Raw genomic sequence first — 16,185 nt, 5'->3', positions numbered from 1 at the left:
GCGAATACGGCCTTTGCGGGCCCCGTCAGGCGGCGGACGGCTGGGGCGGCGGGCGGCCCGGCACGACGGGCCACACCGTGGGCTGGCGCCGCCCGTCCTCCACGCGGCGGGCCAGGTACGGCTCGCACCCGCGCTCCTGGAAGGCCCGCTTCCACGCGGCGAAGCTGCCCCCCGCGCGCCAGGCGTCCATGGCGGCGAGCCCCGCCTCCGGGCCGCACTGGGCCAGCATGTACTCCACCCAGGCCCAGCGCGCGGACGTGGGCCGCACCTCCGCCCGCCCGCGAAGGCCCTTGCGCAGCCGCTCCAGCTTGTTCTCCACCTCGCGCAGCCCCGCGAAGGGCGCTCCGTCCAGCGGCGTGTTCCGCTTGGCCACGAAGGGAGCCACACCCAGCGCCACCGGCAGGATGCGCGACAGCTCCGTGGTGAAGCGGATCAGCTCGTCGATGTCCGCGTCGTCCTCATGCGGCAGGCCCACCACGTTGTAGACCTTGAGCTGCTTCATGCCCGCGGTGCGAGCGAACCGCGCTGCGCGGACGATCTGCTCCTCGGAGTGCTTGCGGTCCACCAGGTTCCGCATCTTCTGGGAAGCCCCGTCCGCGGCCACCGTGAGGTTCGTCGCCCCGCCCCGCCGGAGCTGATCCACCAGCTCCTGGGTGAGCCGGTCCGCGCGCAGCGAGGACACCCCCACCTCACGCCCCGAGTCCACGATGGTGCGCAGCAGCTCCACGATGCGCGGATGGTCCGTCACCGCCGCGCCCACCAGCCCCACGCGCTTCGCGTAGTCCGGGATGAGCGACAGCACCCGCTCCGGAGGCACCGTGCGCATGCCGCCATTCGTCGTGCGGCGCATGACGCAGTAGTGGCAGCCGCGCGAGCAGCCACGCTCCGGCTCGATGAGGAACATCGAGCGCAGCTCCGTGTGCGGCGTGATGATCTGCGTGCGCGCCGGCAGCCGGGCGTCCGTCGCCTTCGCCACGTGGTAGCGCGCTCCGCCCCGCCCGGGCACCCGGAAGCCGGGGACCTTCGCCAGGTAATCCAGCAGCGCCTCGCGCTCCATGGAGGCCGCGGCCTCCAGCAGCACGTGGATCAGATCCTCCGCCTCCCCCTGGACGAGCACGTCCACGAAGGGCTCCAGCGGATCCGGGTTGGAGAACGTCAGCGGGCCGCCCGCCACCACCAGCGGATGCCTTGCATCCCGCTCCGAGGCAAGAACCGGCAAACCAGACAACTCCAACATCGTGAACAAACCCGTGAGCTCCAATTCGTAAGCCACGGAGAATGCAAGCATTTCAAAGCCAGACACCGATGCCTGGGATTCCCAGGTAAACAATGGCGTCCGTGTTCTCTTGTATGTCTCGACATCATCGGGAAGGAAGACACGCTCCGCGGTCGCGCCCGCGTGCGCATGCACCTCCCGGTAGATGGCCTGGTAGCCCAGCGAGCTCATGCCCACGTGGTAGGGGCTCGGGTAGCAGAGCGCGACCCGGTAGGGCGCCTCCTTGCGGAGCGTCCCCACTTCGTCCGCGAGAAGCGAGCAGACGTGCTCGATGAGTTCGTATCGGCCCTCCATGGTCCTCCCGACAGTGGAATCCAGACACTAACAACAGCGCGGCCCCGGACCGCCACTCCCGCGTGGGGGAGGGGCTGCCGGGGCCGCGTTGGCCTTCAGGGTCGGTCGGTGCCGACTACTTGAACGACGGGATGGCCTTCGAAGGAACGCAGAACCCGAGCTCAGGGTCGCACGTCACCGCGAAGTCCGGGTTGATGCCAGAGCCCAGACCGCACGTGTCGACGAAGTTCTCCTCCACGTTCGGATCCAGCTCCGGGTCACAAGGCGTCACCGGCCACACCGCGCGCATGACGTACTGCGCGACGCAGCCGTTGCTCGTGTAGGTCACCTCGCCGGTCATCTGCGTGCCCGGCGCGCCAGGGTTCGAGTACACCCGGACGTTGTTGAACTGGTACGTCTTCTGGCTGGGCGAGACCGAGTAGTCCCGCTCGTTCGGCTTGCCCTCGTTGGCCTTGCCCGTGTTCGCGTTGACGCCGGCCGTGTTGAAGTCCGACGCCGCGCAGAAGTCCTCCGCGTCCGTCGTCGTGGACAGGTTGCCCGTCGCCTGAAGCCCGTCGAACGTGTTGGTCGCGTCGAACTGGCCCAGGCCCGCGAGCGTCAGGGGGCGGATCACGAGCTTGGCCGTGTTCGCCTTCGGGTCCGCGAACTTCCACACCCCGAGCTGCTCACCGGTGAGCGGCTCGAACCGGCTGCAGTCCGCGCCCGTGGGGGCGCCGACCGCATCGTACTTGGCGTACCAGTTCGCGAAGGACGCGTCCTGGACGATGCACCCGGCACTCGGCTGCTCGAAGTCGCAAGCGGTCAGGCTGCCCGCGGCTCCCAGCATCACCACCGTCGAAAGAATGCTCTTGCGCATGTTGCTGATCTTCCTCACGTGGTCAGGTGATTAGAACGTGTACCGGACACCGAAGCGGATCTGCCGCGGGGCCTGGTAGCGGTCCGGGTTCTTGTAGTTCTTGTTCACGTCCTCGAACGCCAGGTTGCCCGAGCCGTCCGCGAGCGGAACGCTGCCTTCGCTGTCCGCCGTCGGCAGGTCAGCCGCGGTGCCGGAGGTCTTGGTCTTCGGATCGTAGACCGGGAGGACCTGCGAGAACGTGTAGGAGTCGTCCACGCTCTCCACGCCCTGGAAGTTGAAGAGGTTGAACACGTCCAGGGTGAAGGACACCACGCTGTCCTTGCTCACGCGGTAGTTCACGCCCACGTTGGAGTCAACGCTGTTGATCCACGGGGTGCGACCGCCGGTGCCGCGCGGCAGGATGAACGTCTCATCCTGGCCGTAGCCCGGGTAGGCGCCGAGGTAGTTGATCGGCGTACCGGAGTTGCCGCGGTAGGACAGACCGATGCTCGCCGACAGCGCGTTGGAGATGTTGAACTCCTTGGCGCCGAACACCTTGATGGCGTGCGTGCGGTCGAAGGGCAGCAGACCCGTGCGGTTGTTCAGGAGGGCAATCAGGTCGAAGTCCGCGAGGATGTTCGGATCGAGCTGGTTGTTCTCCGGACGGAACAGACCGGGGTAGTTGCCGTACAGGCGGGACCACGTGTAGCTCGCCTGCGCCAGCCAGCCGTCCGTGAACGTGCGGTTCAGGTAGACGGTGACCGCGTCGTAGTCACGCTGCGGGGTCGGGAACTCCTTGGCGAAGCCGCTGCCGGGGTTGCCAAGGAAGTACGTGTTGCCGTCATCGCGGCTCATGTCCTCGATGACCTTGTTCATGTCGCGGTGCGTGTAGCTCGCGCCCAGGCGGGTGTTCGCCAGGAGCTCGTACTCGCCGCCGACCACGAACTCGTCGGAGGACTGGGGCTCGATGTCCGGATCCACCGGCTCGCTCTGCACCAGACCGCCGCTGTAGAGCTGGTTCGCGTTGGCCGTGTTCTCCGCGCGCGGCGCGATGAACGCGTCGGACGCGCAGTTGCCGCGCTGGCCTTCCAGGGTGGAAGGATCGCAGCCACCGGCCTGCCCCGGCTCCGCCAGGTAGCGACGCGCGCTGAAGCGACGCTCACCCGGGAAGGCGCGGTCCATCATGTTGAGCGGAACCTGCTCGTAGTAACGAGCGAAGTTCACGAACAGCTTCGCGCGGCCGTTGGCGAACGGGTCCAGCACGGCGCCGATACGGGGCGACCACTGGTTGCCGAGCTTCAGGGCCAGGTTGCCGTCGCCGCCGTACATGGACTGCACGTCGTAACGCACGCCCAGGTTCAGGGTGACGCGGTTCGCGATGGACCAGCTGTCCTGGAGGAAACCACCGATGGTGGTGCCGCTCGTGGAGGACTGCTGCAGGGTCTCGAACACCGGGGTGTCCGGAGCCGTCTGGTAGCCGTAGCGGCGGTTGTCCACCCAGATGCGGCGGCCGTTCACCGTACCGCTGCTCTCCTGCAGGAACACGCTACCGGAGTAGGCCTTCTTCTGATCGAAGGTCAGGAACTCCGTGTCCACGCCCGCCTTGAAGACGTGCGTACCGGCCGCGTTGAGCAGGTAGGTCGCCTTGGCGTTGATCTGGTAGCGATCCAGCGTGGCCTCGGACATGAAGCCGGGGCCGCCGACGAGGTAGTTCGTCGCCGGGCAGCGCAGGAGCTGCTCCGCCGTGGTCGTGCCGCAGTACTCTTCCGCGTTCGGGACGCTCTCGAACTGCGTCAGGGGACGCGTGCGGGTGTACTGCGCCAGCGCGTAGCCCGCCAGGCCGTTGGTCGCGCCGATGGCGCTGCCGTCCGCCGGAGGCGTGCCCGCGGTCTGGTGGAACCAACCGAGGTTGGCGTCGACCAGGACCTTCTTCTCCATGAACGCGCCCGCGTACTTGAGGGCGAGTGCCGTGGTGTTCGCGCGGTTCTCGGTCTGGCCGATGTCCTCCGGGCGCACGTTCTGCGCCGCGGGCAGACCACCCGAGCGGGGGCTGATCTGCAGCTTGCCCAGACCACCCGACACGGTCGGGGTGCCGTTCAGGGCGAACGACACGTTGTGGTCCTGGTTGATGAGGTACGTCAGCTTGCCCATGAACTGGATCGTGCGGGAGTCCGCGAAGTACGTCCGCTCGGAACCCGGGATCTGCTGGACGACGCTGAAGCCGTTCGCATCCTTCGCCACCGCGCCGTCATCATCCAGCGTGAAGGCGTTGAGGGCGCGGGTGTGCTCGTAGCGCTGGAACGACGGCGCGAAGCCGGCGAAGAACCAGAGCTTGTCCTTGAGGATGGGACCACCGAGGGTCGCGCCGAAGTCGCCCAGGTTGCTCAGGGCGTTCAGGCCGGTGACCGTCGTGCCGTCCTCGATGACCAGCTTCCGGTTGCCTTCCAGGGCGCCCGGCGTCCAGTTGGCGAACACGGAGCCGTGGAACTCGTTGGAGCCCGACCGGGTCACCGCGTTGATCACACCGCCCGTGGAGCGACCGAACTCCGGCATGTAACCGCCGGTGATGATGTTCACGTCCTGCACGAACTCGATGCTCAGCGGGCTGGCGTTCACGCCGAAGGCCGGGTCGTTCGTGGACAGACCGTCCACCACGTAACCGTTCTCGGGCGAGGTCGTGCCGTTGATGGACACGCCGTACTGGTCGGACTGGGCGCCCGGGGCGAGCTCGGCCAGGGACTCAAAGGAGCGCGTCGCGCCACCCTTGCCCACCGGACGGGCCACCGCGATGCGCTTGATGAACTCCTGATCAACGTTGACGCCCTGGTTCGTCGAACCGACGTCGATCGTCGGCGGCGCGCCAACGATGGTCTCCGTCGACGAGAAGCTCTCGGGGAGCAGCTCCACGTTCACGCGGATGGTGCGGTTGAGCAACAGCTGGATTTCAGGGCGGGCGAAAGGCTTGAACGACTCCTTCTCGAACCGCAACGTATACGTGCCCGGCGGGAGCTGGGGAATACGGTAGTTACCCTGAGCGTCGGTAACTACGGTCTGCTCGCCCTGCAGGTTGGGCGAGGTGGCGGTCACAACGACATCTGCAGCCGGCTTCTTGTCCTCAGTGTTGATGACAGTGCCGATGATGACGCTGGACTGCGCGAAAGCCGCGGATCCGTACAACAGACCCGCAGCAAGGACGACTCCGGTTTCCCGAAGTACTTGTTTCACTTGCATACCAAACCCCTCCAAGGTGGGCTGCAACCGAAAATGACTCCGGAAAATATCCGAGGTCAAGCAGTTGTCAATAGACCGTTGCTTTTTGGTGACCAGTGGGGCATTGGCGCGATCACGATTGCGGCGCCAAACACGGTTGCTTGAACCCGGAACCCTTTTCTGTATGGTGGCCGCCCTTCAATCCGGGCATGGCGGGGACGGGTAGTCCACTGGTGAAGAGGAGTTACGTGCATGTTCGATTCAGTCCTTGACCGCGGGCAAGGACCCAAGTCGCGCTTCGGCGTGGGTGCCGGCGTTTCCACGGTGCTCCACATCGGCCTGCTGGGTCTTGTGGCCTATCTCTCCACGCGCCCGCCTCCTGTGGAGGAGAAGGAGGTCGAGGTCACGCTGAAGGCCACCATGGCGCCTCCGCCTCCTCCGCCTCCTCCGCCTCCTCCGGCGTCGAAGCCGAAGACGGAGAAGAAGGTCACGCCCAAGAAGCCCAAGGACATGATCGTCCAGCCGAAGGAGATCCCGCAGCAGAAGCCGCAGGAGACGGAGACCGCGCCCGAGCCCGAGGAAGAGGCGAGCGAGTCCGAGGTCGAGGGTGGCGTCGAAGGCGGTGTCGCGGGCGGCGTGGTGGGTGGCGTGGTCGGCGGTGTGATTGGCGGCGTGGTGGGCGGTCAGTTGGGTGGAACGGGGACGGACGTGCTGGCGTTCGGCCAAGGCATGACGCGTCCCGAGAAGATCGCGGGTCCCGAAGTCAGCTATACGCGTGAGGCCCTCGAGGCGCGCGTGCAGGGTCTGATGATCGTGAAGTGCGTGATCACGACCGAGGGAAAGGTCGAGCGCTGCCGCACGATCAAGCCGCTCCCTCACATGGAACAGGCCGTGATGGACGTGCTTACCGCCTCACGCTACAAGCCGGTCACGTTCCAGGGCAGGCCGGTCGAAGTTCAGTACACGTTCAACTTCAACCTGAAGCTGCCGCGCTGATCCAGCCAGGCAGCCCCGCTTGAGCAGTCCGCCGAAAATAACCCCGCGCTCGTGAGGAGGAGCGCTCCACAGCCATGCAATTTACCCTTGCTGACATCTGGCACCACACGGGCCTCTTCGCCCGCTTGATCATCTTCACCCTCGCCATCATGTCGGTGGCGTCGCTGGTCGTCATGGCGGAGCGGATCATCGTCTTCCGCAAGACCCGCTCTGACAGCCGCAACTTCGCCGCCAAGATGGGCGCGATCCTGGCGAAGGGCGACCTGACCACCGCCGCGAACACCAACTTGGGCAAGGACGTGGGCCATCTGGGCCGCGTGATCAACTCCGGCCTGACGGCGTACCGGATCAGCCCCGGAAACAAGGACCTGGCGGTGGAGTCCGTGGCCCGCGCGCTGGAGCGCCAGGCGCAGCGCGAGGTGCAGAGCCTCAAGCGCGGCCTGGGCCTGCTGGCCACCGTCGGTTCGACGGCCCCGTTCGTCGGCCTGCTGGGCACCACGATGGGTATCGTGAACGCCTTCCAGCTGATGGCGGCCGCGGGTTCCGGCGGTCTGGCGACCATCTCCGCCGGTATCTCCGAGGCGCTCATCACCACGGCGTTCGGCCTGCTCGTGGCGATCCCCGCCGTGATGGCCTACAACTTCCTGCAGGGCTGGGTGGATGCCCGCTCCGTGGACATCTCCGAGTCCTCCAACGAGTTCCTGGACGTGGTGGCGCGGCACGTGGGCGGCGGTTCGCACGCGGCCTGAGTCGTAGCCCACACCCTGGGACCTCCCCACCCATGAGGGTGGCCCGGCTGAGAAGCCGCGCTGCCCCGGGGTGGGAATCCCTTCCCGGACACAGGTGCACGCATGGGAATGTCAGCAGGCCCCAAAGGGGGCATCAAGAGCGAGATCAACGTCACGCCCCTGGTGGACGTGGTGTTGGTGCTCCTCATCATCTTCATGGTCGTGACGCCCATGCTCCAGCGCGGCAAGTCCGTGGAGCTGCCCAAGGCCACGGAGATCGAAAAGGAAGGCAAGGAAGCCGACCCGCTGATCCTCTCCATCACCCCGGACAAGAAGATGTTCGTGGAGAACGATGAGGTCGACGAGAAGGGGCTCCAGGAGAAGATCGCCGCCGAGCTGGTGAAGGATCCAGGCAAGAAGATCCTCCTGAAGGGTGACAACGCCCTGAACGTGGGCGATGTGCGCAAGGTGCTGGACACGGCCCGCAAGGCGAAGGCGAAGCAGATCGCCCTGGGTGTCGAGGAGAAGAAGTAATGGCCCGAGGACACAAGCAGCGTCAGTGGGTCAAGCCCGCGTCCGCGCCGAACTCGGAGATCAACGTCACGCCCCTGGTGGACGTGGTGCTGGTGCTCCTCATCATCTTCATGGTGGTGACGCCGCTCCTGGAGAAGGACATCCTCGTCCGGGTCCCGGAGACGGAGGTGGAGGAGAACCAGCCGCCGCCCGAGCCCGATGATCAGCAGATCGTCGTGCAGGTGGACAAGGCCGGCGCCTACTCCATCAACACGGAGCAGATCCCCGCGTCCGACTACATCCCCCGCCTCAAGCGGATGTTGAACGCCAAGAAGCCGGACGAGAAGGTCGTCTTCTTCATGGCGGATGACGCGGCGAACTACGGCAAGCTCGTGGTGGCGCTCGACGGCGCCCGTGCCGCGGGAGCGAAGATCTTGGGCATGGCCACCGAGCTTCCCCAGAACGCGGTCATCCAGGGCACGGCGACCACGCCGGACGGCGCGGCGCCCGCGCCCGCCCCCACGCCGGCGCCCTGATCCACTTGCTCAGGCAGCACTGACGCGGGAAACCCCGTCACTGATTCCATCCGAAGCCCGCTGGCGTTCCGACGCCAGCGGGCTTCTTCTTTTTCCAGGCACCGCGTCCCCGAGCGGGACCCGACGTCTGGCGCGGTGGATGGCCGCGGCGGGCCATCCCAGGGGGCAGGGCCTCGGTACGTGCATTGCTCTCCCCTGCCCCGGTACGTGGGTGGGAAGGGGATGACGATGCTGGCGAGGGTGCGGTCAGGGGCGTTGATGGGCATCGACGCGGTGGTGGTGGAGTGCGAGGTCGACATGGCGCTCGGCCTGCCCTACTTCAACGTCGTGGGGTTGCCGGAGGGAGCAGCCCGGGAGTCTAAGGTCCGGGTGGTCTCCGCGCTGAAGAACGCCGGGTTCGACCTTCCGCAGAAGCGGATCACCGTCAACCTGGCTCCCGCGGAGATCCGCAAGGAGGGGGCGGCCTTCGAGCTGCCCATCGCCCTGGGCGTCCTTGCCGCGGCGAGGCTCATGGAGGAGGAGCCGCTGGGGCACTACCTCTTTGGCGGGGAGCTGTCGCTGGACGGCTCCATCAAGCCCATCAAGGGCGTGCTGCCCCTGGCCGTGGCGGCCCGGAATGGCGGCTATCGCGGGATCATGGTGCCGGCCGCGAACGCAGCGGAGGGGGCGCTGGTGGAGGGAATCCAGGTGCTGCCGGTGGCCCACCTGCGCGAGGCGGTAGGGCACCTCACGGGCGAGGCCCCCCTGACGCCGCTGACGCGCACGGGGACACCGCCAGAGTCTTGTCGCTCGGAGGTCGCGGACATGGCCGACGTGCGCGGGCAGCCGGAACTGAAGCTGGCGTTGGAGCTGGCGGCGGCCGGCGGTCACAACCTCTTGATGGCCGGGCCTCCGGGCTCAGGCAAGACGATGCTGGCTCGGCGGCTGCCAGGCATCCTGCCCGAGATGACGTTCGATGAAGCCCTGGAGGTGACGAAGGTCTACTCCATCCAGGGGCTGCTGGGAGACGAGCAGGCGCTGGTGCGGGAGCGGCCGTTCCGCTCGCCCCACCACACGCTGTCCGACGCGGGGCTCGTGGGTGGAGGTCCCATGGCGCGTCCGGGAGAGTTGTCCCTGGCGCACCATGGGGTGCTGTTCCTCGACGAGCTTCCGGAGTTCCGGAAGAACGTCCTGGAGGTGCTGCGACAGCCCCTGGAGGAAGGGGTCATCCACCTGGCGCGGGCAACCCAGCACATCACCTATCCGTGCCGCGTCATGCTGGTCGCGGCGATGAACCCCTGCCCCTGCGGCTACTTCAACGTCCCGGGGCACAAGTGCACCTGCCGCGAGCACCGCGTCTTCGACTATCACACGCGCATCAGCGGGCCGTTGATGGACCGCATCGACATCACCGTGCAGACGCGGCCAGTGGAGTACCACCAGCTCGCGGCGAAGACACCGGAGCTGCCGAGCCGGTACTACCGACAGCGCGTACAGGCCGCGCGTGAACGGCAGCGCGTCCGTTTCCAGGACACGCCAGGCGTGCACTGCAACGCACAGATGCCGTCGCATCTGCTGCGCCGCTTCTGCGCGCTGTCCCCAAAAGCAGAGATGGAATTGAAGAGAGCGGTTCAGCAACATGGTCTGTCCGCTCGAGCGCACGACCGCATCCTCAAGCTGGCGCGGACCCGCGCGGACCTGGAGGACCACGGACGTATCGAGGACGTGGACCTGCTGCTCGCCGTCGATTGCCGGATGCTGGACCGCCGGGGCTGGCTGCACACCAACACCCAGGGCGCAGCGGCATCACCCCTCCCCTCACCTGTCAGGCATCAGTCTTCCGACAACGGCGGGAGCCACGGCTTCCCGCCCTACAACAGCTGACCCTTCCCCGACGGGCAGGGGAGGCACGCCCCGCTCATCCAGGCGGGGAGCGGGGCCGGTGATGATGCGCGCCGACCTGCCGAACGTCAGGTACGAGTAGGCCCAGTTGAGCAGCACGGCCAGCTTGCTTCGGAAGCCGATGAGGAAGGTGATGTGGATGAAGAGCCAGGCCAGCCAGGCGACGAAGCCGGACTGCTTGACGCGGCGGAAGGCCACGCCCACGGCATGGCCTCTGCCAATGACCGCGTAGGTTCCCCGGTCCCAGTAGCGGAAGGGCTGCATGGGCTGGCCCGCGAGCTGACGGCGGAGGTTGAGCACCGCGTGCTTGCCCTCCTGCATCGCCGCGGGCGCCACTCCTGGGACCGCGCTCCCGTCGTCCTGCTTCACGAGCGCCAGGTCGCCCACGACGAAGATGTCGGGATGTCCGGGCACGGTGAGCTCGGGCGTCACCGGGACGCGGCCTGCCCTGTCCAGCGTCACGCCGAGCGAGCGGGCCACGGGCGAGGCCTCCACACCCGCGGCCCAGAGCACCGTACGGGCCGCCAGATGTTCAGGTCCCATGTCGACACCCGCCGTGTCGATGTTCGTCACCCGGGTGCCCGTGCGGACCTCGACGCCGTGCTTCTCCAGCACCCGGCGGGCCTCACCCGAGAGATTCTCGGGGTAGGTGGGAAGCACGCGGTCCATGCCCTCGATGAGGATGACGCGCGCATCCCGGGGGTCGATGTTCTGGAAGTCACCCGACAATGAATTGCGGCTGATCTCCGCCAGGGCTCCCGCCAGCTCCACGCCCGTGGGGCCCGCGCCAATGATGGCGAAGGTGAGCAGCGCGCGGCGGCGCTCGGGGTCCGGTTCGCGCTCGGCCTGCTCGAAGGCGAGCAGCACGCGGCGGCGGATCTCCAGGGCGTCCTCGACGGTCTTCAACCCCATCGAGTGCCGCGACCAGGCCTCGTTGCCGAAGTACGAGTGCGTCGCCCCGGTGGCCACGATGAGGAAGTCGTACGCCAGCTCGCCGTCCGCCAGGAGGACTCGCTTGCGCGCGGTGTCCACGCCGGTCACTTCCGCGAGCAGCACCTGGACGTGATTGCGTCCAAGCATGGCCCGCAGCGGCGCGGCGATGTCACTGGGGCTGAGCGTCGCGGTGGCCACCTGGTACAGCAGGGGCTGGAAGAGGTGGTGGTTGTGACGGTCCACCATCGTGACGCGAACCCCTGCCTTTCGCAGATACCGGGCCGCGTAGAGGCCGCCGAAGCCGCCTCCCAGGATGACCACATGGGGAAGGTTCTCACGGGTCGTATTCACGAGAGGAGATGTCACGCCCACGTGCTCGGGATTCAATGCAAAGCCTTCCATCCCACCAAGCTGGCCTGTCACATCCCCCCGTGTCTGCTTATGCGCGGACGCCCTCCCCTTGCGCCTTCTCAGCACCCGGGAGACAGCCCTGCCGCTCCGCCGCTTCGGACGGACCGGGCGGACCTGGACGCCCTTGCAGGCCCTTCTCCCCGGAAGCCTGCGCGGCATGACCGTTGCTCTGCCTGCCGTCGAGGCATCCAGCCCGCAGGGCGGCGAGGGAGTCAGACGAGATGAGCAGGCTGACGGAGAAGTTGAAGGCAGTGGCGGCGGCGGTGGCGTCCATCGAGAAGCAGTTCGGCCGGGGCGCGGTGATGACGCTCGGCGCGGACGCGCCGGAGCAGAAGGTGGCGGTCATCCCCACGGGCTCGGTGGGATTGGACCGGGCGCTGGGCGTGGGGGGTTATCCGCGAGGACGCGTGGTGGAGCTGTTCGGCAACGAGTCCTCCGGCAAGACGACGCTCACCCTGCATGCCATTGCCCAGGTGCAGGCCGTGGGAGGCGTGGCGGCCTTCATCGACGCGGAGCACGCGCTGGACCTGTCCTACGCGCGCAAGCTGGGGGTGCGCACGGAGGAACTGCTCGTGGCGCAACCGGACACCGGTGAGCAGGCGCTTGAGATCACCGAGCAGCTCGTGCGCTCGGGCGCCGTGGATCTCATCGTGGTGGATTCGGTGGCGGCGCTGGTGCCCCGCGCGGAGATCGAAGGGGAGATGGGGGACGCGCACATGGGCGTCCAGGCGCGGCTGATGAGCCAGGCCCTGCGGAAGCTCACCGGCGCCGTGAGCCGCTCCGGCACCTGCATCATCTTCATCAACCAGATCCGCATGAAGATTGGCGTGATGTTCGGCAACCCGGAGACGACGACGGGTGGCAATGCGCTGAAGTTCTACGCGTCGGTGCGGATGGAGATCCGCCGCACGGGCAACCTCAAGGACGGCGACGCGGTGGTGGGCTCGCGAGCACGCGTCAAGGTGGTGAAGAACAAGCTGGCGCCCCCGTTCCAGGAGGCGGAGTTCGACGTGCTCTACGGCACGGGCATCCACCGCGCCGCCGAGGTGCTGGACCTGGCCGTGAGCGCGGGCGTGGTGGAGAAGTCAGGCAGCCACTTCAGCCTGCGCGGTGAGCGTATCGGCCAGGGCCGCGAGCGGGCGTGCGAGTGGTTGCGAGAGCACCCGGACGTCCTGGAGGCCCTCGCCCGGGACCTGGTGGGAACCGCGGCGCCTTCCGTACCTGCCGCGTCCTCCGAGGCGGCCTAGGGCGCGGCCTGGAGCGCATCCAGCGAGAGGGGGACCTCCCATTGGCGTTGGCCCACGCGCAGCATCAGGTGCCCCTCAGGGCCCTCTTCCAGCAGCTCGCCGAACTGGTACTGCGCATCGCGAGAAAAGCGGGCCTTCGCCCTGCCCTGCTTCACGCGGCAGGTGAGGACTCCCTCCGGCGTGAGCTGGAGCGACCCCAGGTCCAGGGCCTCCGCCGTCCGGTCGCTCAGGCGCAGCGACACACGCTCGTCTGGCGTGACGTCCACGGTGCGCACTTCGTAGGCCGCGTCCTCGACCTGGACGTAGCACCAGTCCGGAGCGATGCGGAGCTGGTAGCGCCCGTCGTCGTCGAGGACCAGCGAGGCGTTGAAGAGCTCGATGATCTTCGGATGCTCGATGGGCTCGTCGTCGTGCCACCAGCGCAACGCCGCATCCAGGCGGATGCCGCTGTCCTCACGGGTGTGCCAACGCTTGCCAGGAGGGGGCTGACCGGTGGGAGGTTGCATGTCGCCCTTGATGTGCGGGTGGGGCCCGGCGGATTCAAGCCGCCGGGCCCTGGAGCCCTACCAGTTCCGCACGAACTCCGTGTAGCCACGAAAGGCCACGGCTCCCCAGAAGTTCACCAGCACGCCAAGCGCCAGCACGGCCACCACCGCGCGGTTGCGCAGCGACCATCCGCCAATGGCGAAGAGCAGCAACAGATAGGGCGTGTAGTCCAGACTGAACCGGAAGCCGAACTGCATGTAACCGGTGTTCTGGTAGAACAGGCCCGGCAGCGCGCACACCGCCACGGTCAGCCACAGGGGCCAGTGCAGTCGGGGACGCGTGCGGGGGACCAGCAGGAACACCAGCAGGGGCAGCGTGAGCAGCAGCGTCAGTCCATGCGGGTCGTACGACAGCCTCGGCGGAGACAGCGACACCTGGGGCAACTTGAGGAACGCGGCCTGGATGTTGCGCGACAGGTACTCGAGGTTGAAGAGCCCGAAGCGGTCGATGTCCGCGTTCACCCGGTTGTTGTAGAAGTACGAGTGGCCGAACTCCCCCGGCTTGCCGAAGCGGTAGACGTTGTAGGCGGCGGCGAGCAGCGCGAGGGGGGCGGCTCCCGCGCCGAAGAGCAAGAGCTTGCGGAAGGCGGGCTTCCACGCGGTCGGAAGGGCCTTGAGCTGGGCCAGCCGGTCCGGTCCGGGGCAGAGCGCCTCCAGGACGAAGAAGAGGCCCGCGAACACCAGCGGCGTGCGGGTGAGCACGGCCATGGAATAGAAGACGCCCGCGAGCACGGGGCGCCGGGCCTTGACGGCGTTGCGCACGTACAGACACGTGAGCGCCACGCCCATCACCTGCGCGCCGAACCAGACCTCGCCACGGATGGCGCAGTAGAAGAACAGCGTGCCGAAGGCGAGCACCAGCGACAGCACCACGTTGTCGTTGCGGTTGCGCTCCGTCTCACCCTCCTGCGCGAGGAAGCGCAGCAGCGAGTAGAAGAGCGCCACCGCGAGCGCGCCCACGAAGACGCCGAACGACGTGTCGTTGAACTGGTAGCCGTGCAGCGCGACGAAGGGGAGCATCACGACCGCGGGGAAGGACGGGAAGCTGACGAACCAGCGGTCATCGCGGAGCAGGCGCCCTTCGCACCGCACCTTGTGCCCATCCACCACCCGCACGCAGGCCCAGTCCTCCAGGTTGGGCAACACCCGCGGATCCACGTCGAGCCGCCCCTCCAGCCAGGACTGCGCCTGGTAGATGAAGTGCGGGGCAGCGCTCTGCCGGAAGAAGCGCTGCGAGCTGAAGCTGGACAGCACCGCGAACGCAATCAGGAACAGCATCACCTCCACCCGGTAGGCCGACAGCCACAGGCGCACCGCGCTGCGCACCGGATGCGCTCCGGCTGGAGGCGTGGGTGGCTGGGTGGATTCCGTCGCAGCCATGGGACTGGAGAGCGGCGCGGCGGACTCGGGCGTGGCCGGGACCGGCTCGCTCGCGGTGGCGGGGGCCGGGGGCACCGTGGACGGCGCTTCCACGGGAGAAGGACGGGGACGCTTTGATTTGGAGCGACTCATGGCGACACGGGGGCGGCGGCGAGCAGGTGCAACCTCAACATCTCCAGCACGTGGGACGCGGCGAACAGGCGGACCCGGTCCCGGTCACCCGCGAGCGAGATCCGCTCGCAGCGCGGCGCCATGCCGGGACCGGCCAGCCCGCAGTACACGGTGCCCACGGGGTCCTCGGGCGTGCCTCCGCCGGGTCCCGCGTAGCCCGTGACGGACAGGCCGAACGTGGCTCCGCAGGCGGCGCGGACTCCCTCCGCCATGGCGAGCGCCGTCTGCGGCGACACGGCGCTGTGCTTCGCGAGGAGGTCCGGGGGAACGCCCACCCAGGCGGACTTCATCTTCTCCGAGTAGGCGACCGCGCCCCCGATGAAGACCTGGCTGGAGCCGGGGACGGCCGTGAGCTCCTGCGCGACGAGCCCTCCCGTGCAGCTCTCCGCCACCGCCAGCGTGTGGCCGGCGCGCGCGAGCAGGTCCAGCAGGACGGGGGCGTACTCGCTGCCATCCGCGCCGTAGACGTGCGTGCCCAGCACCTGCCGGCAGGCGGCCTCCGCGGCGGCGAGCGCGGCGTCGGCCTCCGCCTGCGTGGGGGCTTCGGCCATCAGCTTCAGGTGGTTCTCCGGCGCGTGCGTCCGGAAGCCGAACACCACCCGGGGATGGCTGGGGGCCAGGGGCATCACCCGCTCGTTCAACACGGATTCCGGAAGGCGCACCGTTCGCAGCAGGCGGAAGGCGCGGAACGTGCGGTGGGGTTCGGCGGCGAGCCAGGCGCGCACGCGCGGCAGCACCTCGCCGTCCACCAGGGCGCGGTATTCGCGCGGGACGCCCGGCAGGAAGAACAGGTGGGCGCGGCCGAGCTGCTGGATGACCAGCGGCGCCGAGCCCTGGGGATTGCGCACCGGCTCGGTGCCCGCGGGGATGCGCGCCATGCGCAGGGCGCCCGGGTTGATGGCCATGCCCCGCGCGGCGTAGCGCTCCTTCAGCCAGCCGAGCACCCGTGCGTCCTCTTGCATGGGGACGCCTGCCGCCGCGGCGGCGCACTCCAGCGTGAAGTCGTCCGACGTGGGGCCCAGGCCTCCCGAGACGATGACCACGTCCGCGCGCGCCGAGGCCTCCAGCAGCGCGCCCGTGATGTCCGGCCGCACGTCACCCACCACCGACACCCGTGCGACCTTCACCCCCAGGTCGAAGAGACGGGCTTCCAGGTAGGTGCTGTTGGTGTCCGTGATGAGGCCGGTGACGAGCTCGTCACCGGTGCACAGCAGCTCGACGCGCATGGG

The 16,185-nt window shown here is 68.0% G+C and carries 13 protein-coding genes; 6 read left to right on the top strand and 7 right to left on the bottom strand.

Annotation, left to right across the window (positions count from 1 at the left end; genetic code table 11):
* Window positions 1-25 precede the first annotated feature (25 nt).
* From AABA78_RS24660 to AABA78_RS24650, 3 genes are all read right to left on the bottom strand, one after another.
* The gene (locus AABA78_RS24660; RefSeq protein ID WP_338266358.1) at window positions 26-1,570 is read right to left on the bottom strand and encodes a radical SAM protein; all 1,545 of its coding nucleotides are present in this window, start codon (window positions 1,568-1,570) and stop codon (window positions 26-28) included.
* Between the two features lie 115 nt (window positions 1,571-1,685).
* Entirely contained in the window at window positions 1,686-2,426 is a 741-nt protein-coding gene (locus AABA78_RS24655; RefSeq protein WP_338266357.1) for a hypothetical protein, read from the bottom strand.
* A 30-nt stretch (window positions 2,427-2,456) separates the two neighbouring features.
* Window positions 2,457-5,636, bottom strand: a complete 3,180-nt coding sequence (locus tag AABA78_RS24650; protein WP_338266356.1) for a TonB-dependent receptor domain-containing protein — start codon at window positions 5,634-5,636, stop codon at window positions 2,457-2,459.
* A gap of 231 nt (window positions 5,637-5,867) precedes the next feature.
* On the opposite strand from AABA78_RS24650, the gene AABA78_RS24645 reads away from it, so the two are divergent.
* The 5 genes from AABA78_RS24645 to AABA78_RS24625 all read left to right on the top strand — a co-directional run bounded on the left by AABA78_RS24645 (window position 5,868) and on the right by AABA78_RS24625 (window position 10,251).
* On the top strand, window positions 5,868-6,611 hold the full coding sequence (locus AABA78_RS24645) for an energy transducer TonB (RefSeq protein WP_171415770.1): 744 nt from the start codon (window positions 5,868-5,870) through the stop codon (window positions 6,609-6,611).
* A gap of 74 nt (window positions 6,612-6,685) precedes the next feature.
* On the top strand, window positions 6,686-7,360 hold the full coding sequence (locus tag AABA78_RS24640; protein ID WP_120523782.1) for a MotA/TolQ/ExbB proton channel family protein: 675 nt from the start codon (window positions 6,686-6,688) through the stop codon (window positions 7,358-7,360).
* A 102-nt stretch (window positions 7,361-7,462) separates the two neighbouring features.
* Window positions 7,463-7,873 carry an ExbD/TolR family protein gene (locus AABA78_RS24635; RefSeq protein ID WP_120523783.1) on the top strand — a complete coding sequence of 137 codons (411 nt, stop codon included), beginning with the start codon at window positions 7,463-7,465 and terminating at the stop codon, window positions 7,871-7,873.
* On the top strand, window positions 7,873-8,388 hold the full coding sequence (locus AABA78_RS24630; RefSeq protein WP_338266351.1) for an ExbD/TolR family protein: 516 nt from the start codon (window positions 7,873-7,875) through the stop codon (window positions 8,386-8,388). Before AABA78_RS24635 ends, AABA78_RS24630 begins: the two co-directional genes overlap by 1 nt.
* A 228-nt stretch (window positions 8,389-8,616) precedes the next feature.
* Complete coding sequence (locus tag AABA78_RS24625) at window positions 8,617-10,251, top strand: YifB family Mg chelatase-like AAA ATPase (protein ID WP_338267201.1); 1,635 nt, start codon at window positions 8,617-8,619, stop codon at window positions 10,249-10,251.
* On the opposite strand, the gene AABA78_RS24620 is transcribed toward AABA78_RS24625, so the two are convergent.
* Window positions 10,186-11,553 (bottom strand): NAD(P)/FAD-dependent oxidoreductase, encoded by a 1,368-nt coding sequence (locus AABA78_RS24620; RefSeq protein ID WP_338266350.1) that lies wholly within the window; start codon window positions 11,551-11,553, stop codon window positions 10,186-10,188. The genes AABA78_RS24625 and AABA78_RS24620 overlap by 66 nt on opposite strands.
* 281 nt (window positions 11,554-11,834) lie before the next feature.
* Here AABA78_RS24620 and recA point away from each other — a divergent pair, with 281 nt between their 5' ends.
* Complete coding sequence (recA, locus tag AABA78_RS24615; RefSeq protein WP_338266347.1) at window positions 11,835-12,860, top strand: recombinase RecA; 1,026 nt, start codon at window positions 11,835-11,837, stop codon at window positions 12,858-12,860.
* On the opposite strand, the gene AABA78_RS24610 is transcribed toward recA, so the two are convergent.
* From AABA78_RS24610 to AABA78_RS24600, 3 genes are read right to left on the bottom strand one after another with little or no spacing between them, the layout of a single operon-like run.
* Window positions 12,857-13,366: a DUF1285 domain-containing protein gene (locus tag AABA78_RS24610; protein WP_338266346.1), complete on the bottom strand. Its 510-nt coding sequence runs from the start codon at window positions 13,364-13,366 to the stop codon at window positions 12,857-12,859. The genes recA and AABA78_RS24610 overlap by 4 nt on opposite strands.
* A gap of 57 nt (window positions 13,367-13,423) precedes the next feature.
* On the bottom strand, window positions 13,424-14,917 hold the full coding sequence (locus AABA78_RS24605; protein WP_338266344.1) for a hypothetical protein: 1,494 nt from the start codon (window positions 14,915-14,917) through the stop codon (window positions 13,424-13,426).
* Window positions 14,914-16,182 (bottom strand): CinA family nicotinamide mononucleotide deamidase-related protein, encoded by a 1,269-nt coding sequence (locus AABA78_RS24600; protein WP_338266343.1) that lies wholly within the window; start codon window positions 16,180-16,182, stop codon window positions 14,914-14,916. The genes AABA78_RS24605 and AABA78_RS24600 overlap by 4 nt, the downstream gene beginning before the upstream one ends.
* Window positions 16,183-16,185 lie beyond the last annotated feature (3 nt).

Origin of the sequence: Corallococcus caeni (assembly GCF_036245865.1) — a bacterium.
In the GTDB taxonomy this organism is placed as follows: domain Bacteria; phylum Myxococcota; class Myxococcia; order Myxococcales; family Myxococcaceae; genus Corallococcus; species Corallococcus caeni.
The sequence above is the reverse complement of the archived record's forward strand: the minus strand, read 5'-3'. Positions and strand labels throughout refer to the sequence as shown.